Here is a 20263-nt window from a genome sequence, read left to right on the forward strand (position 1 = left end):
ACCGTTTCACCTGTGCGTCGCAGTCGGGGCGCTCAGTCGTATCAGGAGCCCTGTGCAATGACGCGCACCCAAAAGACTTTTGTCTGGACCCTTTCTACCTTCCTTACCTTGTTGGCGTTGCTGGTGCTGATCATCCTGTTCTTCGACTGGAACCGGATCAAACCGCCGCTCAATGCCAAGGTTTCCGAAGAACTGCACCGCGCTTTCGCCATCAACGGCAATCTGTCGGTGGTCTGGCAGACCGAGCCCGATGAAAGCGGCTGGCGCGCCTGGGTGCCGTGGCCCCATGTGGTGGCCGAGGACCTCAGCCTGGGCAACCCGGACTGGTCGAAGCAACCGCAGATGGCCACTCTCAAGCGTGTCGAGTTGCGCATTTCACCCCTGGCTTTGCTGGCGCAGCGGGTGGTGATCCCGCGTATCGACCTAGCCGAGCCGAATGCGCAGCTGCAACGCCTGGCTGACGGACGCGCCAACTGGACGTTCAAATTCGACCCCAAAGACCCGAACGCCGAGCCTTCCGGTTGGGTGGTGGATATCGGTGCGATCGGTTTCGACAAGGGCCACGTCACCCTCGACGACCAGAGCCTGAAGACGCAGCTCGACGTGCTGATTGATCCGTTGGGCAAGCCGATTCCGTTCAGCGATATCGTCGGCGACAAAGCGGCGAAAGCCGCGCAGGAAAAGGGCTCCTCACCCCAGGATTATGCGTTCGCCCTCAAGGTCAACGGCCAGTACCACGGCCAGAAACTTGCGGGCCAGGGCAAGATTGGCGGGCTCTTGGCGTTGCAGGATGCGGCACGCCCGTTTCCGCTGCAGGCACAGGTGAAGATTGCCGATTCCAGCGTCGAACTGGCCGGCATCCTGACCGATCCGCTGAATCTCGGCGCCCTGGACCTGCGCCTGAAACTGGCCGGCACCAGCCTGGGCAACCTCTACCCACTGACCGGCGTGATCCTGCCGGACACCCCACCCTATGCCACCGACGGCCATCTGATCGCCAAGTTGCACGAACCGGGCGGTGCGGTGTTTCGCTATGAGGAATTCAACGGCAAGATCGGCGAGAGTGACATCCACGGCAGTCTGACCTACGTGGCCAGCCAGCCACGGCCAAAACTCAGCGGCTCGCTACTGTCCAATCAATTGCTGTTCGCTGACCTGGCGCCGCTGATTGGCGCCGATTCCAACGCCAAACAGAAGGCCCGTGGCGGTGACAGCAAACAACCGGCGGATAAAGTGCTGCCGGTCGAGGAGTTCAAGACAGACCGCTGGCGCGATATGGACGCCGATGTCGAGTTCACCGGCAAGCGCATCGTGCACAGCGAAAAACTGCCATTCAACGACCTCTATACCCATCTGGTGCTCACCGATGGTGTGCTCAGCCTCGAACCGCTGCGCTTCGGCGTGGCCGGCGGCAAGCTGGACGCACAGATTCGCCTGAACGGCCACACCGATCCCCTGGAAGGCCACGCCAGGCTCACGGCGCGGGGATTCAAGCTCAAACAGTTGTTCCCCGGCTTTGAGCCGATGAAGACCAGTTTTGGCGAACTCAATGGCGACGCTGATATCAGCGGGCGCGGCAATTCGGTGGCCAGGCTGCTGGGCAGCGCCAATGGCGATCTGAAAATGCTGATCAACGATGGCGCCATCAGTCGCGAATTGATGGAGTTGGCGGGCCTGAACGTCGGCAACTACGTGGTTGGCAAGATCTTTGGCGACAAGGAAGTGAAGATCAACTGCGCGGCCGCCGACTTCGGTATCCAGTCGGGCCTGGCAACCACCCGGCTGTTTGTATTCGACACTGAGAACGCCGTCGTCTACATCGACGGCACCGCTAACATGGCGACGGAACAACTGGACCTGACCATCACCCCGGAATCCAAGGGCTGGCGCCTGATTTCATTGCGTTCGCCGCTGTATGTGCGCGGCAAGTTCATCAAGCCCGATGCCGGGGTCAAGGCCGTGCCGTTAATGCTGCGCGGCGCCGGAATGGTGGCGCTGGGGGTAATTGCCGCACCGGCGGCAGGGTTGCTGGCGCTGGTGGCACCGAGCGGTGGTGAGCCGAATCAATGCGCGCCGTTGCTGGAGCAGATGAAGTCGGGCAAGGCGCCGAAGACGGTCAAGTAATAGAAGAGTTTGTGTGCACGCTATTGGACCAGAGAGCCAATAGCGTGATGAGCGGTTACGCTTCGATGGGAAACAGGCAGGTGTGAGGCTTGCTTCCAAGCTTATTAATGACCTGATCCCGAATCTTGGCGTAGTTGTCTTCCGACAAATAGGTTGTCCACAAAACGGATTCGATATCACCCAGGATGATCTTGTCAGAGATTGGTTGTTCAAAGACGGCAAGTCCTACTGCGCGAGTAGTTTCGAGCGATATTTGGAGTGAAAGGATTTTTTTATTTTCGCAAACCAGAGTGAACAGTGTGCTCACGGTGAACGTGGGTGCTTCATCGTCGACGGGTGCATTTTGCTTTTGAACCCTGTTCAGGAGCGTTTCACCTGCAGGCGTATCAGCGGCTAACTGTGCGATGGAAGATAATGCATCGCTCAGTTGCTGTAATCGTTCTTTTTGTATTGCATCAGGCAAGGCTGTGGATACGATATTTAGCAGGCTGGTTGTTTCGCTGGGAAAATTGTGGGGGTTGGTTTTATTGATTGTCCAGTAAAATTTGCCCAGTGTGGTTATATAGGAAGAGAGCCAGGTGTTGGGAGATTGGTCCGCAATCAACTGACCCAGCAAGCTGGAGTGTAAAATATCTTTTTTGAATTGTTTGGCATGAGTGCCAAAAAAAACCGTGATATTGCCATTGACAATGTAAGTGTCGGATTTGAAAGATTCCATGTAGGCCTCGGATCAATTGGGGCGGTTGGGTTGAGGTCTCGATTCGACCTCAACGCCAATTTGAAAGCTTTTGGTTATTGGAAACCTGGAATTCCATCGAGGTATGCTTCGGCCGCATTTCCCAGTTTCTCAAGAACCTTGTTTCGTACTTTGGAATAGACTTGAGTGTTGAGGTAAACCGGTGTTGCCTGCGATTTTACGGTGGTGGATTTAGTTGTCGATTTCCACCAAAGAATACCGCGAGTACTTTCCCTGACATCCACACTTGTACAGCTAAGGATCATCATCGGAGAGCCTTCCCGGGTTTGCCAGACTGGGGAAATATCAAATACCGCTTGAGAACCTTTTTGAGCGTTACGATTGTAGATCTGGATCAGGCCGTCCTCACCTTTCACTCCCTCCACGGCTTTGCCAGCCAGTTCTGCCAAGCGAGGAGCGTTTACCCCGACCAGCTTCTGAAGTACGTCAAAAGCGACGGCGTCCATGGTAAGGCCGGTTCTTTCAATGATTATGTTCTGATCGTAAATCTTGTTGATCGTCCATCCGAGGTTACGCAGGCCTTCTGTGTAAAAGTTGTACCACTGATGCAACTCTTTAATCATGTCGTATTTTTGCGATGCTGCGTTTTGCATCAGTAATTTGCAGTTGTCTACATCTTCACGGTTTTGCACCGATACGCCGGGTACATAGATATTCATCATGTCCGGGCCGACGGTACCGCTTTCCTTGTTTGGATCAATTGGAAGCTCGTCTGAGACGCTTTGAATGGTAGGCAGTGTTTGAGTATAGGCAGCACGTCGAGCAGGCAGGGCGGGCAGGCTGTCCAGAAATTCAAGTTGTTGTTCAATGTGCATGGTTGTTTAGTCCTTTATATGTTTTGCAGACTTCTTGTCTGTCAGTTGAATATAAGGGCTGGAAGAGTTTAGTCCATGGTGTGGTTGTAACTTGATAAATATCGTGTGTTGCTGTTTTGGTGTGGGGAGTTGGTCTGGTTAAGTTTGTGATCAGTATGTCTGGTGTCTGGTAACTATTGTCGTTATTTTCGTCGCTCGATGAACGTTCATCGCAACGAATGACCGGATGCCAATGCCTCCTCACGCAACCACCCAAAAAACGCCCGAACCGGCGGATGACGTTCGCGCCCCGGCACGCACAGTGCACTGTATCCGGCGCCATCGACCTGGACGTCACCCCGATATGGCACCAGCAACCCACTGGCCACACTTTCCGACACCAGAATATTGCTCGCCAGCACCAGACCCTGCCCGGCAATGGCCGCTTGCAGGGCGTAATGCTCTTCGTCGTACTCGCGCACCGCTGGCCGACCGCTCAGCCAGGTTTCGCCCGATTGCGCGCACCAGGCCTCCCAGCCGTGGGCATAGAGTTTCGAGTTGTGCCAGCGCACGCTGATCAGCGTCGGGGCACGATTGACCGCCAGCGCCACTTGTTCGGGCGAACCGTAGACACCGAAGGACTCATCGAACAGGCACTGGCCGTACAGGTTGGGGTAATCGTCGAGGCTGTAGCGCAGCACCAGATCGACACTGGCGTCCTGATGCAAATCGATGACTTCGCAGTGGGTGTCGAGGCGTACGTTGATGTTCGGGTGCCGGGCGTAGAAGCGTCCCAGCCGAGGCACCAGCCACAGCGCGGCGAAGGCCGCGGTGGTGGAGACCGTCAGGTTGGCGCCGCTACGTTGCGGGCGCAGGGTCTCGACACTTTGCGCCACTTCGAGGAATGCTCCGTGCAGGCTCTGGAACAGCCGTTCGCCGCACTCGGTCAGGCGCACCTGGCGTGGCAGGCGTTCGAACAGCGGCACGCCGAGCCAGCTTTCCAGGGAGCGGATCTGATGGGACACCGCCGTCGGGGTGACAGACAGTTCTTCGGCGGCGGCCTTGAAACTCAACAGGCGTGAGGCGGATTCGAAGGCGCGCAGGGCAGTCAAGGGCAATGAGGCGAACATTGAACACTCCACAGATGAAATAGATTCATCTTGGCTGATTTTTACTCATTTGAAGGGACGCAACCGCGAGCTTCAAGCTGCAAGCCACAAGCCGTTTTAGTTTAGTCCCTGAGGAGATTCAGATGAGTAAAATTCTTGCTGTTCATGCAAGCCCCCGTGGTGATCGTTCGCACTCCCGGCGTTTGGCCGAAGTGTTTCTGTCTGCCTGGCAGGCCCGTCATCCACACTCGCCACTGACCCGACGCGAAGTCGGTCGGGCACTGATCCCGCCGGTCAACGAGGCATTCGTGGCCGCCGCGTTTTACCCCGAGCCCGCCGCTCGGCCGCTGTCGATGCAGGCCGATCTGGCGTTCAGCGACGAACTGGTCGGCGAACTGCTTGGCCATGATGTGCTGGTGATTTCCACACCGATGCACAACTTCAGCGTACCCAGTGGTTTGAAGGCCTGGATCGATCAGATCGTGCGGGTGGGAGTGACCTTCGATCACACCCTGGACAATGGCGTGGCCCAGTACCAACCGTTGGTGCAAGGCAAAAAAGCCCTGATCATCACCAGCCGTGGCGGCTTCGGTTTTGGTCCGGGCGGCGAGCTGGAAGCCATGAACCATGCCGACACGCTACTGCGTACGGTGCTCGGATTCATCGGCATCACCGATGTCACGGTGGTGGCTGCCGAGGGCGAGGAGTCCGCCGAACGCAGCTTTGAAATCTCTGCCGCCGAGGCTGAGCAGCGCTTGCTGGCGCTGGCCGGGGAGTTCTAGATGGCCTGGGTGTTTCTGCTGGTCGCCGCCGGGTTCGAAGTCACCTTCGCCATGGGCATGAAGTACGCCGAGGGCTTCACCCGGCTCTGGCCTTCGCTGATCACGGTGGTAGCCGCTGTGGGCGGGATCTACTTCCTGACCCTGGCCATGCGCGAGTTGCCCGTGAGCATCGCGTACCCGATCTGGACCGCCATCGGTTCGCTGGGCACGGTGTTTCTCGGGTTTGCGCTGCTGGGGGAAAGCCTGAGCGTGATCAAACTGGTCTCGGTCGGCCTGATCGTGGCGGGCGTGGCAGGGTTGAAGTAGGGTGGATGACATAGACTTGTCGTCGAGTTGTCATCTTCGCAGGCGTAGCTTGGCGGATGTCTTGCATTCCGCCTTGCGTCACCCCCCCGACCACAAGGATGTCCGCCCATGTCGCAAGGTTCTGCCCCGCGTTACCCGCTGGTGCTGGTCCCGGGAATGCTCGGGTTCATCCGGTTGGTGCTTTATCCGTACTGGTACGGGATTGTCGAGGTGCTGCGCCATGGCGGGGCCGTGGTGTTCGCCGTGCAGGTCTCGCCGCTTAATTCGAACGAAGTGCGCGGCGAGCAATTGCTGGCACGTATCGACGAAATCCTGCGGGAAACCGGGGCCGACAAGGTCAACCTGATCGGCCATAGCCAGGGCTCGTTGACCGCCCGTTACGCCGCGGCCAAGCGTCCGGATCTTGTGGCATCGGTGACTTCGGTGGCGGGGCCGAACCATGGTTCGGAGCTCGCCGATTACCTGCATCAACACTATCCCCATGACAGCCTGCGCGGTCGTCTGCTGTGCTTTTTGCTGCGAATGATCGGCACGCTGATGGGGTGGCTGGATACCGGTTACCACGGGCCGAAGTTGCCGGTGGATATCCATGCCTCCCATCACGCCCTTACCACCGCTGGCGTCGCGCTGTTCAACCAGCGTTATCCACAGGGCTTGCCTGAAACCTGGGGCGGTCACGGGCCGGAAGAGGTCAACGGCGTGCGCTATTACTCCTGGTCCGGCACTTTGCAGCCGGGCATCACCGATCGTGGGCGCAATCTGCTGGATGGTACCAACCGCAGTTGCCGATTGTTCGCCAAAACCTTCGTCCGTGAAGCCGGGCATTGCGACGGCATGGTCGGGCGCTACAGCTCGCACCTGGGCACGGTGATTGGCGATGAGTATCCGCTGGATCACTTCGATATCGTCAATCAGTCGCTGGGGCTGGTGGGCAAGGGGGCAGAGCCGATCCGTTTGTTTGTCGAACATGCGGCGCGGCTAAGCGCGACGGGGCTTTAGACCGCGTTATCGTTCATCGTCGGAACGCCGCCCGGACCAAGCCACGCTCCCACAATGGAATGCAATCCCCTGTGGGAGCGGGCTTGCCCGCGAAAGCGCCGGATCAGGCAACGCTTATCTTGCGACCAAGCACGGTGGTCCAACGCTCGGAAACAATCACCCCGCCCAGCGTCAACACCCCACCCACCAAGTGGTACATCGCCAGTTGTTCATGCAGCACCACCGCCGCAATCAATGCGGTAATCAACGGCAGCAAATTGAAAAACTGCGTGGTCCGGCTCGGACCCAAACGTACCACCGCCTGCATCCACGCCAACGGCGCGACCATCGAAGCCAGCAGGCAGGCGTACAGCACTAGCGGAATGTTCTGCAGGGTCGGGCCGACTTTCGGTGAGGCGAGGAACAGCGGAAACAGCACCACCACGGCCACCAGCACCTGCAGATACAGGAGCACCAGCGGCGGCAGTTTCAGCTGCCATTTTTTCAACAGGGTGCTGTAGACCGCGTAGGCCAGGGTGGCGATCAGCATCATCGCGTCGCCCAGGTTGACCCCGTGTTCGAGCAATGTGCCCAGGCTGCCGGACGACACCACCACCAGGACACCGGCGAACGACAGCACCGCTCCGGCCAGGGCCCCCATGGTCAGGCGCTGACCGAGGCTGATGATCGCCATGGCGAGCGACATCAGCGGCATCAGCGACAGGATGATGCCCATGTTGGTGGCCGAGGTCAGGCTCGCGGCGAAGTACGCCAGGCTTTGATAGACCGCCATGCCGAGAACACCGAGGACAAAGATCTTGCCCAGTTTCGGGCGGATCAGGGGCCAATGGGCGAGCACCGGTTTGAGCATGAAGGGCGTGAACAGCAACCCGGCCAGCAGCCAGCGGTAGAAACCGATCTCGGCGGGGAAGATCGCCCCGGCCGACATTTTGGTGATCACGGTGTTGCCGGCCCAGATGAAAATGGCCAGCAGGGGGTAAGCGTATTGCATCGGGAAAAACCAGAACGTTAATGAAGAGCAATTATCCGCTTGTCTGGATGTAAGCCTATACTTCGATCCGGACAACTCGCCCTTGATGACGGACAGCATGAGCAGTAAACACATCGACCTGCTGGATTTCAGCGAACTGCCGTCGGCGGTGTACTTCCGCTACGCCGATTTTGACGCCCATGAATACGCCGCCCCCCATCGACATTCCTGGGGGACGCTGGAATATGCAGCCCACGGCGTACTGCACATGGACGTCGAGGGCAGCCGTTTCATGTCGCCACCGCAATACGCAGTGTGGGTACCGCCACAGATCGAGCACAGTTTCTATAGCCATCAACCGGTCAACTACCGCGCCGTGTGCCTGGCGCCCAAGGTGTGCGCCGAACTGCCGTCGCGAGCCTGTACCCTGGCCATCAGCGACATCCTCAAGGCGATCCTCAAGGACTTCGCCGCCCGGGACGTGAAAATTCCCGAGCGCGATGCGGACCAGCGTCTGGCCCAGGTATTGGTGGATCAACTGCAACAGGCCCCGGTGCACGAGTGCTATCTGCCCTACGCCAGCAGCCCGGGATTGCTGGGGATTCTGGAAGCATTGCAGGCCGAGCCTGGGGATAACCGGCCGCTGGCGGAATGGGCCGCACGCATCCATGTCAGCGAACGCACCCTGGCGCGGCAGTTCGTGCGGGAGCTAGGCATGAGCTTCGGTGAGTGGCGCCAGCGCCTGCGTTTTCTGGCGGCGATCGAAGCGCTGGACAGCCAGCGCAGCATTCAGGAAATCGCTTTCGACATGGGCTACAGCACCGGCTCGGCGTTTATCGCGATGTTCCAGCGCCAGGCCGGGTGTACGCCGGAGCAGTACCGGCGCAGTCATCTGGAGAACAGGAAGGTGTAACAGGGGTTGTCTACACTCCAGTACGAGGCCGCCCCCCTCGGTGTGGCAACAAGGAGAAAACTCCATGATGATGTTGCGTGTCCCGTTGTTGATGATCGGTTTGCTGCTCTGCTCCCAGGGTTTCGCCGCCACAGCCCAACAGGAAAAGATGACTACCTGCAACGCCGACGCCACGGCCAAAAGCCTCAAGGGCGACGAGCGCAAAGCCTTCATGAGCACCTGCCTGAAGGCCGCACCGGCGGCAAACGATGCCGGCAAGGCCTTGACGCCGCAGCAAGAGAAAATGAAAACCTGCAACGCCGACGCCGCCACCAAAGCCCTCAAGGGTGATGAGCGCAAGGCGTTCATGAGCGATTGCCTGAAGAAAAAATAATTCACAGGGATCAACTCAGTCGAGTGTGGGAGCGGGCTTGCTCGCGAAAGCGGTGCCTCAAACAGCATTGAAGTTGACTGACACGACGCCTTCGCGAGCAAGCCCGCTCCCACATTTGATTGGTGGCGATTTTCAGATATGTGTACGACGATCCGCGATGGGGCTCGCACTCGAGCTGCCACCCCACTAAGGTCGAGCCACACAATCCCTAGTGCTCGCATCGGATCGCTGGCAGACTGCCAATCCTTTTTGCGCCGTTCGTTTTTGAGGCTGTATGCCAACGTTTTCTCAGCGTCAAGTTTTGCTGGTCATCAGCTGGGTCATCATTTTTGGCGGGCTGCTGCTGGTCCTGCCGCTGCGGTTGCTGCCGAGCCTGCTCGCCGGGTTGCTGGTGTTCGAGCTGGTCAACATGCTCACCCCGCAACTGCAACGGCTGATCGAAGGCCGGCGTGCGCGCTGGCTGGCGGTGGCATTGCTGGGGACGCTGATTGTCAGCGTACTGTCGCTGATCTTTGCCGGTGCATTCAGCTTCCTGTTGCACGAAGCGGAAAACCCCGGCGCCTCCCTCGACAAATTCATGGGGGTGGTCGACCGCGCACGCGGACAACTGCCGCCGTTCATCGACGCCTATTTGCCGGCCAGTGCCGCCGAGTTCCGTGTGGCCATTGGCGAGTGGGTCAGCAAGCACCTGAGCGAATTGCAACTGGTGGGCAAGGATGCGGCACACATGTTCGTGACCTTGCTGATCGGCATGGTGCTGGGCGCGATCATTGCGTTGCAGCGTGTGCCGGATCTGACCAAGCGCAAACCGCTGGCGGCGGCGCTGTTTGATCGTCTGCACCTGCTGGTCCAGGCGTTTCGCAACATCGTGTTCGCCCAGATCAAGATTTCCCTGCTCAACACCATTTTCACCGGTATTTTCCTGGCGGTGATCCTGCCGATGTTCGGCATCAAACTGCCGCTGACCAAAACCCTGATCGTACTGACGTTCCTGCTCGGCTTGCTGCCGGTGATCGGCAACCTGATGTCCAACACCCTGATCACCATCGTCGGTCTGTCGCTGTCGATCTGGGTCGCCGTCGCGGCGCTGGGTTACCTGATTGTTATCCACAAGCTCGAATACTTCCTCAACGCGCGAATCGTTGGCGGGCAGATCAGTGCCAAGTCGTGGGAGTTGCTGCTGGCGATGCTGGTGTTCGAGGCCGCGTTCGGCCTGCCGGGGGTGGTGGCGGGGCCGATTTACTACGCGTATCTGAAGAGTGAGTTGAAGCAGGTGGGGATGGTTTGACTCAGGTTATTCGTTGCCTGAACTGACCCCTTCGCGAGCAGGCTCGCTCCCACATTAGTCCTGTAAGTTCAGGTCCATTGTGGGAGCGAGCCTGCTCGCGAAGGGCGCACCATAGCTTTTGGATCAGTCCATAGAGCCGTAACGCTTGGCCGCTTCAATCGCCAGACCACTACCGATACTGCCAAAGATGTTCCCTTCCACATGCCGCGCCTTCGGCAGCATCGCCGAAACGCTGTTGCGCAGCGCCGGGATACCGCTCGAGCCGCCAGTGAAGAACACCGTGTCGACCTGATCGACCCGGACATCGGCGTCTGTCAGCAATTGGGTGACGCTGTTGCGCACCCGTTCCAGCAGGTTGTCGATGGCCGACTCGAACAACGCACGGCTCAAGTCCACGCTCAGGCCCGCTTCAATGCGGTCCAGCGGCACGTGGCGCTTGTCGGCGTGGGTCAGCTGGATCTTGGTTTCTTCCACTTCCATCGCCAGCCAGTGGCCGGCGCGCTGTTCGATCAGCTTGAACAGGCGATCGATGCCGCCGGTGTCTTCGATGTCGTAGCGCATACTGCCCAGGGCCAGTTGCGATTTCTGCGAGTACACCGAGTTGATCGTGTGCCAGGTCGCCAGGTTCATGTGGTGGCTGGTGGGCATGTAGGCGCCGCTCTTCATCCGGCTGCCGTAGCCGAACAGTGGCATCAGGCCGGCCAGCGAGAGTTGCTTGTCGAAGTCGGTCCCGCCGATGTGTACGCCGCCGGTGGCGAGGATGTCGTCCTGGCGGTTATCCACAGCGCGTCGCTCCGGTGACAGGCGCACCAGGGAGAAGTCGGACGTACCCCCGCCGATGTCGACGATCAGTACCAGCTCTTCTTTCTCGATGGTCGACTCGTAGTCGAATGCCGCGGCAATCGGTTCGAACTGGAACGAGACTTCCTTGAAGCCGATCTTGCGCGCCACGTCGACCAGGGTGTCTTCGGCTTCCTTGTCGGCCATCGGGTCGTCATCGACGAAGAACACCGGGCGTCCCAGCACCACTTCTTCGAATTCCCGACCGGCGGCGGTTTCGGCACGGCTCTTGAGCTGGCCAATGAACAGCCCGAGCAGGTCCTTGAACGGCATGGCCGTGCCCAGGACGCTGGTGTCGTGCTTGATCAGCTTGGAACCCAGCAGGCTCTTGAGCGAGCGCATCAGGCGGCCTTCGTAGCCTTCCAGGTACTCGTGCAACGCCAGCCGGCCGTACACCGGGCGACGTTCTTCGATATTGAAGAAGACCACTGACGGCAGGGTGATCTTGTCGTCCTCCAGCGCGATCAGCGTTTCCACGCCGGGGCGCAGCCAGCCGACGGTGGAGTTGGACGTGCCAAAGTCGATACCCACGGCACGGGCTGGAGATGCGTTGTTCATGTCTTTCAGGTTCCGGTTAAAAAACGGCCGCGCAGTGTATGCCAGTGCGCGCCAGAATCGAAGGCCGGTTATCTGCTAATTCTTCGCAAACAATGCCTTGAAAGATGGGGCATTCCCCCCAAACTACCCTGCATCAACCGGACCGCGGCGGGCGTGCTCGCAAGAAGCCCCGCCGGCTGCCGATAAACTTCTGCCGCGCCGCCCGGTCACAAATTTGAGATCGGTCAAACCAACGGCTGCAAACAAGCGCATGCTGTGGCCCGTGGCGCGATTTGATAACGGATGGTGATTCCCGCGATGGACTTCAAAGACTATTACAAGATTCTCGGTGTGGAGCCGACCGCAGACGATAAGGCGATCAAGGCTGCCTATCGCAAGCTGGCGCGCAAATACCACCCCGACGTCAGCAAGGAAAAGGACGCCGAGGCCAAGTTCAAGGACGCCTCGGAAGCCTATGAAGCGCTGAAAAGCGCCGACAAGCGCGCCGAATACGATGATCTGCGCCGCTATGGCCAGCACGGCCAACCGTTCCAGGGACCACCAGGCTGGCAAAGCCGTGGCGGTTTCGGTGGCGGTGGTCAGGACACGGGCGATTTCTCGGACTTCTTCAGTTCGATCTTCGGCAACCGTGGGCCTGGTTTCAATGGCGGTGGACAGTCGCGTCGCAGCACCGGACGTCGAGGGCAGGACGTGGAAATGGAGCTTGGGGTTTTTCTCGAAGAAACGCTGTCGACCGAATCGAAGAAGGTCACCTTCCAGGTACCGCAGTACAACGCGGCCGGCCAGCATGTGAGCAACACCAGCAAAAGCCTGAACGTGAAGATTCCGGCCGGTGTGGCCGACGGCGAACGCATTCGCCTCAAGGGGCAGGGCGCTCCGGGTGTGGGTGGCGGCGCCAATGGCGACCTGTACCTGACGATCCGTTTCGCACCGCACCCGAAATTCGACGTCGAAGGCGATAACCTGATCATCACCTTGCCACTGGCTCCGTGGGAGCTGGCGCTGGGGGCCGAAGTCGCCGTGCCGACCCTGACCGGCAAGATCAACCTCAAGGTGCCTGCCGGCAGCCAGAACGGCCAGCGCATGCGCGCCAAGGGCCATGGCCTGATGAACAAGGCCGGTGAGCGCGGTTACCTGTTCGTGCAATTGAAGGCCGTAATGCCGAAGAAATCCGACGATGACATCAAGGCCCTGTGGCAGGAGCTGGCGAAAAAAGCCGCGTTCGACCCGCGAGAGCATTTTTGATCCCTTAGAACCAAGGAGTCACTGACAATGAGCAGTCCCCTGATCGTTCAACTGGACATGGCAGAATTCTGTGAGGCGACCGAGCTGTCGGACGTCTACGTGATCGAAATCGTCGAGCACGGCATCCTCGAACCTCAGGGCGCTCAGCCCAAGGACTGGGTTTTCAACGACTATGAGCTGACCTTGGCCAAGCGTGCCGCCAAGCTGCGGCGCGACCTTGACCTGGAGTGGGAAGGCGTCGCCCTGGCGCTGGACCTGCTCGAAGAGGTGCAGCAGCTGCGCGCCGAGAACCGCATGCTCAAGCAGCGGTTGGGGCGGTTGTTGGTCGAGTAGTTCCTCAATTAGTAACCAACACTAACTCTGTGGCGAGGGGGCTTGCCCCCGTTCGGGTGCAAAGCGCCCGCCAATCGAACGACTAGGTACAACTGACAAAAATGCAGTGCCTGGTTTCAGGACTGCTGCGCAGCCCAACGGGGGCAAGCCCCCTCGCCACAATGGCCCTATATTGTCCTCGGCAACACCACGGTAAAGGTCGTGCCATCCATCTCACTGGAACTGACTTCAATCGTCCCCTGATGGGCGTCGACCACTTCCTTGACAATAAACAACCCCAACCCAAGGCTGGTAGTGGGCTCGCCGAGTTCTTCGCTGGCACTGCGCACCAGCGGGTCGAAAAGGGTCGGGATCGCATCGCAAGGGATGGGGGCTCCGTCGTTCTGCACCGTCAGCCGAACGCCGTCGGCCTCGCCCTTGAGAGTCAAGGTCACTTCACGTTTGCTCGAGCCATGCTGCAAGGCATTGCCGATCAGGTTTTGCAGCATCTGATCGATCCTGCGCGGGTCCCAGGTACCGCGGGTGTCACCCTGTACCGTCAGGGTCGGATCGCACTCCGGTTGACTGACACAGGCCCGCGCAATCGCGTCCCGTGCCGCTTCGGCCAGGTCCATGGGCGTCGGTTCGATCGGCAGGTGCTTGCCCAGGCGACTGCGCACCAGTTCCAGCAAATCCCCGACCATCACTGCCAGATGTCCGGTGCTGCGCTGGATATTGATCGCGCACTTGAGCGCATCACCTTCCAACGCGGCTTTGCGCAGCAGGATTTCGGTGGACATGCTCACCGCCTGCAGGGGCGCGCGCAGGTCATGACCGAGGATCGCGAGGAAAATGTCCCGGGAGCGGTTGACCATTTCGGCATAGGCGGCGGTGGATTCGGCCAGGGCTTCGTCGATGGCTTCGTTGAAGCGGATCATGTCCTGGAAGTAGGCCAGGTCAGGTGACTGCAGGCTGTTGACCCACAGGCGGATGACACAGGCGCGCAAATGACGGAATTCACTGGTCATCTGCACCAGGTCAAAACCCACGGTATGGCGCAACTCGCCATGGCTGGCGCCGGCCTCGTCGAGGCTCGGGGTTTTCTCCGGGCCTTCGCCGCGTGCCTTGGCCGCTTGTTCGGCGGGTGTCTGGGGCTTGCACATGTCCCGGGCCGCGGCCAGCAGGATCGACCGGGCATGGTCGCGCAAGGCGGCGCTGTCCATGGACTCGGCGGCCGGGGTGATGGTTTTGGCGAACTGCTCCCACTCATCGACGATGCGATCAACCTGTAGCACGATGAATTCGGAAAGACGCATGGCGGTTACCTGAGCATGAATCGGGGGACAGCGAATCGAATAGTAGTCCCTTTGCCGGAAAAAACACGACCGCTCGTTCGGTGGCATAAGTCCAGGCCCCTGTGGCGGTACTTATGTAATGACGGCTCTTTGAATTTCGAACGGTGGAGGCCTTTTTTCAGGGGCGGCCCAACGGTTTTTTGGGCTTTTGTTTGGCGGGCGGGTTGGCGAAGCTGTGGGTTCAAATCCAGCCATCAAGGTGTTGTAAAAGTGTCTGAATTGCATGGAAGCCATTCACAGCAAACCATTGAAACCACAGGCGTCGAACACCAGGGCGTGCATTACCGTCGCGTATTCGACGGGATACCGGGCGCCCTGAAAAATGCCCCGCCTGCAAGGCTCAAATCCCTCGAAACCCTGAAGCCGGCGATGCCCGAGTGGTACAGCGGCGCACGGGCCATGGACCGCCAGTACCTGAAGCAGTTGATCGAGGAACGCTGGCGTGTGCAGGGCGTACTGGACAAAAAACTGGGCAGCTTGCAACACGACATTGAGACCTTCGCCGAACCGCTGCTCAGGGAGATGTTGCAGGCGAATTTCAGCTCGGTGGAACGCACCGACGAACTCAGCGTGCAGCTCGAGGTGCCCAGTACGATCATCTTCGGCATCGACACCGGCGCCAGTCGCGTCCGCCAGTCCACCTTGCTGGAGGCGGCACTGCACAACTTCGAGGAAGCTGAAACCGTCGAAGGGGCGTTCCGAGACAGTTCCGGTATTTACCGCAAGGACAGTCGGGGCGGTCTCAGCCTGGAGCCGGCCATTGCCCTGCCGGATTTTGCCGCCTTGTGCCGCTGCCTGGACATCGGCGGGCAGTACCAGCGGCACATCAAGTCCGTCCTGTTGCCCGATACCCTGCAAGCACAGCGAACCTTGCAACAAGACTCGGTGGCCAGTGAACAGGCGGCCTTTCATGTGGCCGCACTGATTGCCCGATTAAAAGGTGATATCAGTGACCATGGCTACGCCAAACTGGGCCAGGTGCGTGAGGGGCAGGCAAACATCAGGCTGTACGACCGGCCATTGCATGCTCATCGCTTATCGCTGATGGGTTTTCGGTTGACCGGCATCGTGTTGTTCAGCGCGGTCAGCGAGCCATCGCAAATAAAGCGCGAAGTTGAAGCATTGACGCCGGCGCTGTTGAGATTCTGGATCGACTGGTCGCGCCGCATTCCTGTTCTGCCGGGCCGGGAATACGATCAATTCAAACTGTTGCAAGCCTACTTCGCCAATGGGCCGCAGGGGGTGAGCGATGAGCTGTTGCGCCGCGACGATATCTATCAACAGAGTCGTGTAAGCGGTCCGTTGATCGCCTATGTGCCCGATGATCCTGACCATCCGTTGAAGGAGTATCCCTCGCTGACCGCGTTCATGAAGGCGCTGCTGGGTCAGTTGAGAAGTACCGATTACCAGGCTTTTTTCAGCCGCTTTGTGGCGCAGAAGGACAAGGGGTTGTTTTTCGCCCGGGTCAAAGAGCGTCTCACGACCTACACCTGGCATGAGCGCGAACCGCTGGACATGGGCCCATGGTGGCGTGAAACGGCGGTCGAAAATCCCGATGCGGAACCGGTGACTAACCAGATCCGCGATGAACTGTGGGCCACGCTGTTTGTGGAGCGCCGCGACAAGGCCATCGCCGATGCCCGGTTGATCGCCGTACCGACCGGCGACGAGGATGCCAACGCACGCTTCAAGCGCCTGACCGGTTACCTGTCGATCGGCTGGAATGTTTTCAATTTCGCCGCAATGCTGGTGCCGGGGCTGGGTGAGGCCATGCTTGGCATCATGGTCGCGCAAATGCTCGCCGAGGTTGCCGAAGGCGTCGAGGACTGGAGCAAGGGTGACAAGGAACAGGCTTCGGCGTACTTCAACGGGGTCTTGATCAACTTCGCGCAACTGGCACTGATGGGCGCCGGACATGTGTTGCCCGGCACCGCTGTCGCACCGATCAAGGTGTCGCCGTTTGTCGAGGGGCTCAAGCCAGTGGAAGTCGGCGGCAAGGAGCGGTTGTGGAACCCTGATCTCGCCCCTTATGAGCAAAAGACCGCATTGCCCGATGGGGCGAAGGCTGGTGACACTGGGCTGTACCGTTATCAGGAGCAAGACCTGCTACGCCTCGATGACAAATGCTATGCCGTCAGGCAAGACCCGGAAACCGGCCAGCATCGGCTGCAACACCCGACTCGCGCCGAAGCCTATCAGCCGCTGTTGGAGCACAACGGTGCCGGCAGCTGGAAGACCGAGCTCGATCAACCGCTCGAATGGGATCGGCGTGTAGTGCTCAGGCGTCTGGGCGCTTCGGTGGGGGGGCTATCCGATGAGACCCTGGAGCAGATTTTGACTGCCAGCGGCGTGCATGAAAACGTGCTGCGACGACTTCATGTCGAACATGAAACTCCGCCCGCGTCATTGGCCGATACCCTCAAGCGCTTCAAGGTCCATGCCGATGCCGAAGCCGGTGCACAACAGATTCTGGCCCATCGGATCAGTAACGATTGGGCGGATTACTCGCTTCGACTCATGACGGAATTGCGCGGCTGGCCCGGCGACAAGGCCATTGAAGTCTTCCAGGAACCGGGCCTGACCGGTGTATCGATCAAGGATGGCTACGCCAATGCGTCAGCGACCAATACCTTGCAGATGACCTGGTCTGAACTGCTTGCGGGTGAGTTGCCGGAACGGGTGGTCGGTTTCCTTGACGAAACAGCGTTACGCGAACTGCTTGGAGAAGGGTATTCCGGTGACCAGGCGAAACGTGCCCAGGCACTTTGTGATCAATGGGCGGCGCTGGCGCGTCAGCGCAAAAGTCAGTTGTTCGACCTGTTGTACAAGCGCCGTACCCGGTCGGACGATCCGTTGGTGAACATGCTCAAGGATGATGGGGCTGATATCTCTGTCAGTCAGGCGCAGGAGTTGCTGAGTGAAGCGCATCCCTCGGATGTGCAGCATTTGAACGAAAAAAAACGTGTCCCGTTGAGACTGGCTCAACAAGCTCGGGAGGCAGCGGAACAACTGCGTGTGACACGGGCTTATGAAGGCCTGTACCTCGACGCACTGCACAATCGCGATACCGCACGCCTGGAGCTGCACTCGCTGGCCGCATTGCCGGGCTGGCCGGCGGATCTGCGTCTGGAAATCCGTGAGTATTCATTCACGGGATCACTGACAGGCAGTCTCGGCCCCGTCGACGCGACGACCCGCAAAGTGCTGGTCCTGGGTGAGGATGGCCAATACGAGGCACGGGACGGCAGCGATCAACAGCTGCACGGTGCGGACAATCTGTACGCGGCAGTGCTGCATGCCTTGCCCGACTCCGAGCGCACAGCGCTTGGCTTTGAAATCCATGAGTCTTCGCGCCTTGAGCAAGCGGTCAGGGCGCAGCCGCTGGATCGATCCCGGTTTGAGCTGATTCTGCGGGACAACCCGATCACCAGGCCGGCTTACGACCCGAGCGTCATGCGCTTGCGTGGCGGCATGCGTGGCTATGCCCGACAAGCATCGCAAGGCGTGGGGCTGCGACAACGGGCTCATGCACTGTATCCGGATTTTACTTCGGAGGAAGTCGAGGCACTGCTGGCGGGTTTCGGTCAGGGCGAAGGGGCGGTGCATGAACGGCTGACCGTGCTGGAGGCCGAGTTCAACCAATTGAACCGTGCCCTGCAACGCTGGATGAATTCGCCGACGCAATCCGCTCGGTTTACCCCGGCGGGCGTGGCGGAGTGGCATGCGCGAAACAACATCTACAAAGCGCTCAGGCAATGCTGGCAGCGCACCGGGCCGGAGGGCATCGAGGCTTTCGGGGTAGTGCGGCCGCAGGCGTTGAGTCTGGACAACATTCCCAGGCTGAGCCGACTGCTGGAAACCCTGCCGAGACTGGAGGCCAACTTCGATCATGTCACAAGCCTGAGCCTGCGCGGTGGGCAGTTGCGTTCCGGGAACCTGTCGTTCCTCGAGCCGTTCCATCAGGTGCGCTACCTCAATCTGCAAGACAATCTGCTGACGACGCTTCCGCAGGCGGTGAAAGACATGCGTCATCTCACTCACCTGTTTCTTGACGGCAATAACATTGAACTGGATGCATCGGCGCTCGATCACCTGAAAAACCTGACGCGCATGACATTCCTGCGCTTGCGCGGCAACCCGCTCAAGCTCATTCCGAACATCAGCCGAATGCCGCATTTGCAGGTGTTGTTGCTGAACGAAACCGGACTGGACAGCTGGCCTGTCGGGCTGTTTTCGCAATCGCGACCGCGCAGTATCTACCTTGACTTGAGCGGCAACCCGATCAGTCGGATACCCGAGGTCGCACCCGGTTCATTTCGCGCAGAGCTACTGGCGCGCACCGTAATCAGCCGGGACCCGCGTTGGATCTCGTCGGAGAATCTCGAGATCCTCAAGTCTTACATCGAGTCGGTCGGAATGGACCCGGAGCGTCCTTATCCGCCCCGAGGCGTACTCGACAGCGCGGATTGGGATATGGGCATGACCGAGCGGCAATGGCAGAAAAAGCAGGACATCTGGAACGACGTTGAAGACGAGTTTGGTTCGGTGCCGTTTTTCAATGAACTGCGCAAGCTCACCCAGTCCGCCGACTTCAAGGCCGGCGGTGCCTATCAGACGGAACTGACGACCAAGGTCTGGCGCATGCTCGAAGCCATGGCCAGCGACAGTGAACTGCGAAGCAAGCTGTTCAACGAGGCGGCAACGCCCACCGAGTGCGTGGATGGCGGCACGCAACTGTTCAATGCCATGGGCGTGCAGGTGATGGTGCACGAAGCCTACGCCCTGGTGCGTGCGGACCTGATCGAGGCGCAATTGCTGGAACTGGCCCTGGGCAAGTCCCGGCTCGATGAACTCGGTGCCATCGCCCGTCAGCGGGTGTCTGCGCGGTTGGCTAACGGCGAACGGTTCCGTCGCTACGACGCCAATGGCGATGTGATCGGCACTATCGATGAAGTGGAAGTGCACCTGGCCTACATGACCGATCTGGCGGAGCGTCTGGATTTGCCGTGGCAGGCGCGGGGCATGCAGTTTCGCAAAATCGCGGGTGTGAGCAAGGATATGATCGAAGCAGCGTTCCAGCGGATCAAGGCGCTGGAGGAAGGTGATCTGCTGGTTGATCGCCTCTTCGAGCAACCGCTCTGGCGAACCTGGCTGGAGACTACTTACCGCGAGGAATTGAACGGCTTGAAGCGCAGGATCGACGCCACTACCGATTTGCAGGATGCGTTGCAGCGTCGGGCCGATGGTGCACGACTCACCACCGAGGGAAAGGCGGCGGTGGAGGCGGAAATCAAGGGGTTGTGCAGTGAGTTGGGCAAAAGTGAAACTGACTTTGCGGACGGCAAGTTGATGACTGACGAGGAATATGTTCAAGCCTTGGATGACATCGATCTGCAGATTACGCAGTTGCTGAAAAAACTGACACGGGAAGCGATGATTCGGGCCAAGCTGGATCGGCTGCGGATTGAATCCGTTCAGTAATCACGGAAAAAACAAAGGCCTCGACACAGGGCGTGCGAGGCCTTTGCTCGTGTCGTG

At 59.4% G+C, this 20263-nt stretch carries 16 protein-coding genes; 10 read left to right on the forward strand and 6 right to left on the reverse strand.

What is annotated here, in order from left to right:
- Positions 1–57: 57 nt before the first annotated feature.
- Complete coding sequence (locus PPUTUW4_RS02520; protein ID WP_015093254.1) at positions 58–2124, forward strand: AsmA family protein; 2067 nt, start codon at positions 58–60, stop codon at positions 2122–2124.
- Positions 2125–2179: 55 nt separating this feature from the next.
- Here the strand turns inward: PPUTUW4_RS02520 and PPUTUW4_RS02525 are convergent, their stop codons facing one another.
- The 3 genes from PPUTUW4_RS02525 to PPUTUW4_RS02535 all read right to left on the reverse strand — a co-directional run bounded on the left by PPUTUW4_RS02525 (position 2180) and on the right by PPUTUW4_RS02535 (position 4817).
- Positions 2180–2842: a hypothetical protein gene (locus tag PPUTUW4_RS02525; protein ID WP_015093255.1), complete on the reverse strand. Its 663-nt coding sequence runs from the start codon at positions 2840–2842 to the stop codon at positions 2180–2182.
- Positions 2843–2916: 74 nt separating this feature from the next.
- Positions 2917–3696 (reverse strand): hypothetical protein, encoded by a 780-nt coding sequence (locus tag PPUTUW4_RS02530; RefSeq protein WP_015093256.1) that lies wholly within the window; start codon positions 3694–3696, stop codon positions 2917–2919.
- 206 nt (positions 3697–3902) lie between these two features.
- Entirely contained in the window at positions 3903–4817 is a 915-nt protein-coding gene (locus PPUTUW4_RS02535) for a LysR substrate-binding domain-containing protein (protein WP_162139251.1), read from the reverse strand.
- 110 nt (positions 4818–4927) lie between these two features.
- On the opposite strand from PPUTUW4_RS02535, the gene PPUTUW4_RS02540 reads away from it, so the two are divergent.
- The 3 genes from PPUTUW4_RS02540 to PPUTUW4_RS02550 all read left to right on the forward strand — a co-directional run bounded on the left by PPUTUW4_RS02540 (position 4928) and on the right by PPUTUW4_RS02550 (position 6871).
- On the forward strand, positions 4928–5566 hold the full coding sequence (locus tag PPUTUW4_RS02540; RefSeq protein WP_015093258.1) for an NAD(P)H-dependent oxidoreductase: 639 nt from the start codon (positions 4928–4930) through the stop codon (positions 5564–5566).
- Positions 5567–5872, forward strand: coding sequence for a multidrug efflux SMR transporter (locus tag PPUTUW4_RS02545; RefSeq protein ID WP_007979676.1), 306 nt, complete (start codon positions 5567–5569; stop codon positions 5870–5872).
- Between the two features lie 108 nt (positions 5873–5980).
- Positions 5981–6871, forward strand: a complete 891-nt coding sequence (locus tag PPUTUW4_RS02550) for a triacylglycerol lipase (protein WP_015093259.1) — start codon at positions 5981–5983, stop codon at positions 6869–6871.
- 103 nt (positions 6872–6974) lie between these two features.
- Here PPUTUW4_RS02550 and PPUTUW4_RS02555 read toward each other — a convergent pair whose 3' ends face one another.
- Entirely contained in the window at positions 6975–7862 is an 888-nt protein-coding gene (locus PPUTUW4_RS02555; RefSeq protein ID WP_015093260.1) for a DMT family transporter, read from the reverse strand.
- 97 nt (positions 7863–7959) lie between these two features.
- Here PPUTUW4_RS02555 and PPUTUW4_RS02560 point away from each other — a divergent pair, with 97 nt between their 5' ends.
- The 3 genes from PPUTUW4_RS02560 to PPUTUW4_RS02570 all read left to right on the forward strand — a co-directional run bounded on the left by PPUTUW4_RS02560 (position 7960) and on the right by PPUTUW4_RS02570 (position 10415).
- Positions 7960–8754: a helix-turn-helix transcriptional regulator gene (locus tag PPUTUW4_RS02560; RefSeq protein WP_015093261.1), complete on the forward strand. Its 795-nt coding sequence runs from the start codon at positions 7960–7962 to the stop codon at positions 8752–8754.
- Between the two features lie 64 nt (positions 8755–8818).
- The gene (locus PPUTUW4_RS02565) at positions 8819–9127 is read left to right on the forward strand and encodes a PsiF family protein (RefSeq protein ID WP_015093262.1); all 309 of its coding nucleotides are present in this window, start codon (positions 8819–8821) and stop codon (positions 9125–9127) included.
- Positions 9128–9401: 274 nt separating this feature from the next.
- On the forward strand, positions 9402–10415 hold the full coding sequence (locus PPUTUW4_RS02570) for a hypothetical protein (protein ID WP_015093263.1): 1014 nt from the start codon (positions 9402–9404) through the stop codon (positions 10413–10415).
- 123 nt (positions 10416–10538) lie between these two features.
- Here the strand turns inward: PPUTUW4_RS02570 and PPUTUW4_RS02575 are convergent, their stop codons facing one another.
- Positions 10539–11813, reverse strand: a complete 1275-nt coding sequence (locus PPUTUW4_RS02575) for an Hsp70 family protein (RefSeq protein ID WP_015093264.1) — start codon at positions 11811–11813, stop codon at positions 10539–10541.
- A gap of 297 nt (positions 11814–12110) precedes the next feature.
- Between PPUTUW4_RS02575 and PPUTUW4_RS02580 the strand changes: the two genes are divergently transcribed.
- Together PPUTUW4_RS02580 and PPUTUW4_RS02585 are read left to right on the forward strand one after the other, a co-directional pair.
- Positions 12111–13058, forward strand: a complete 948-nt coding sequence (locus tag PPUTUW4_RS02580; protein WP_015093265.1) for a DnaJ C-terminal domain-containing protein — start codon at positions 12111–12113, stop codon at positions 13056–13058.
- 27 nt (positions 13059–13085) lie between these two features.
- On the forward strand, positions 13086–13391 hold the full coding sequence (locus tag PPUTUW4_RS02585; protein ID WP_007979663.1) for a chaperone modulator CbpM: 306 nt from the start codon (positions 13086–13088) through the stop codon (positions 13389–13391).
- Positions 13392–13558: 167 nt separating this feature from the next.
- Here PPUTUW4_RS02585 and PPUTUW4_RS02590 read toward each other — a convergent pair whose 3' ends face one another.
- The gene (locus tag PPUTUW4_RS02590) at positions 13559–14686 is read right to left on the reverse strand and encodes a HAMP domain-containing sensor histidine kinase (RefSeq protein ID WP_015093266.1); all 1128 of its coding nucleotides are present in this window, start codon (positions 14684–14686) and stop codon (positions 13559–13561) included.
- Between the two features lie 249 nt (positions 14687–14935).
- On the opposite strand from PPUTUW4_RS02590, the gene PPUTUW4_RS02595 reads away from it, so the two are divergent.
- On the forward strand, positions 14936–20206 hold the full coding sequence (locus PPUTUW4_RS02595) for a DUF6543 domain-containing protein (RefSeq protein WP_015093267.1): 5271 nt from the start codon (positions 14936–14938) through the stop codon (positions 20204–20206).
- Positions 20207–20263 lie beyond the last annotated feature (57 nt).

The organism is Pseudomonas sp. UW4 (assembly GCF_000316175.1).
Taxonomy (GTDB): domain Bacteria; phylum Pseudomonadota; class Gammaproteobacteria; order Pseudomonadales; family Pseudomonadaceae; genus Aquipseudomonas; species Aquipseudomonas laurylsulfatiphila.

Coding starts and splice junctions, on each gene's coding strand:
- PPUTUW4_RS02520 (WP_015093254.1), top strand. CDS start 58: ATGACGCGCACCCAAAAGACTTTTGTCTGGACCCTTTCTACCTTCCTT.
- PPUTUW4_RS02525 (WP_015093255.1), bottom strand. CDS start 2,842: ATGGAATCTTTCAAATCCGACACTTACATTGTCAATGGCAATATCACG.
- PPUTUW4_RS02530 (WP_015093256.1), bottom strand. CDS start 3,696: ATGCACATTGAACAACAACTTGAATTTCTGGACAGCCTGCCCGCCCTG.
- PPUTUW4_RS02540 (WP_015093258.1), top strand. CDS start 4,928: ATGAGTAAAATTCTTGCTGTTCATGCAAGCCCCCGTGGTGATCGTTCG.
- PPUTUW4_RS02545 (WP_007979676.1), top strand. CDS start 5,567: ATGGCCTGGGTGTTTCTGCTGGTCGCCGCCGGGTTCGAAGTCACCTTC.
- PPUTUW4_RS02550 (WP_015093259.1), top strand. CDS start 5,981: ATGTCGCAAGGTTCTGCCCCGCGTTACCCGCTGGTGCTGGTCCCGGGA.
- PPUTUW4_RS02555 (WP_015093260.1), bottom strand. CDS start 7,862: ATGCAATACGCTTACCCCCTGCTGGCCATTTTCATCTGGGCCGGCAAC.
- PPUTUW4_RS02560 (WP_015093261.1), top strand. CDS start 7,960: ATGAGCAGTAAACACATCGACCTGCTGGATTTCAGCGAACTGCCGTCG.
- PPUTUW4_RS02565 (WP_015093262.1), top strand. CDS start 8,819: ATGATGATGTTGCGTGTCCCGTTGTTGATGATCGGTTTGCTGCTCTGC.
- PPUTUW4_RS02570 (WP_015093263.1), top strand. CDS start 9,402: ATGCCAACGTTTTCTCAGCGTCAAGTTTTGCTGGTCATCAGCTGGGTC.
- PPUTUW4_RS02575 (WP_015093264.1), bottom strand. CDS start 11,813: ATGAACAACGCATCTCCAGCCCGTGCCGTGGGTATCGACTTTGGCACG.
- PPUTUW4_RS02580 (WP_015093265.1), top strand. CDS start 12,111: ATGGACTTCAAAGACTATTACAAGATTCTCGGTGTGGAGCCGACCGCA.
- PPUTUW4_RS02585 (WP_007979663.1), top strand. CDS start 13,086: ATGAGCAGTCCCCTGATCGTTCAACTGGACATGGCAGAATTCTGTGAG.
- PPUTUW4_RS02590 (WP_015093266.1), bottom strand. CDS start 14,686: ATGCGTCTTTCCGAATTCATCGTGCTACAGGTTGATCGCATCGTCGAT.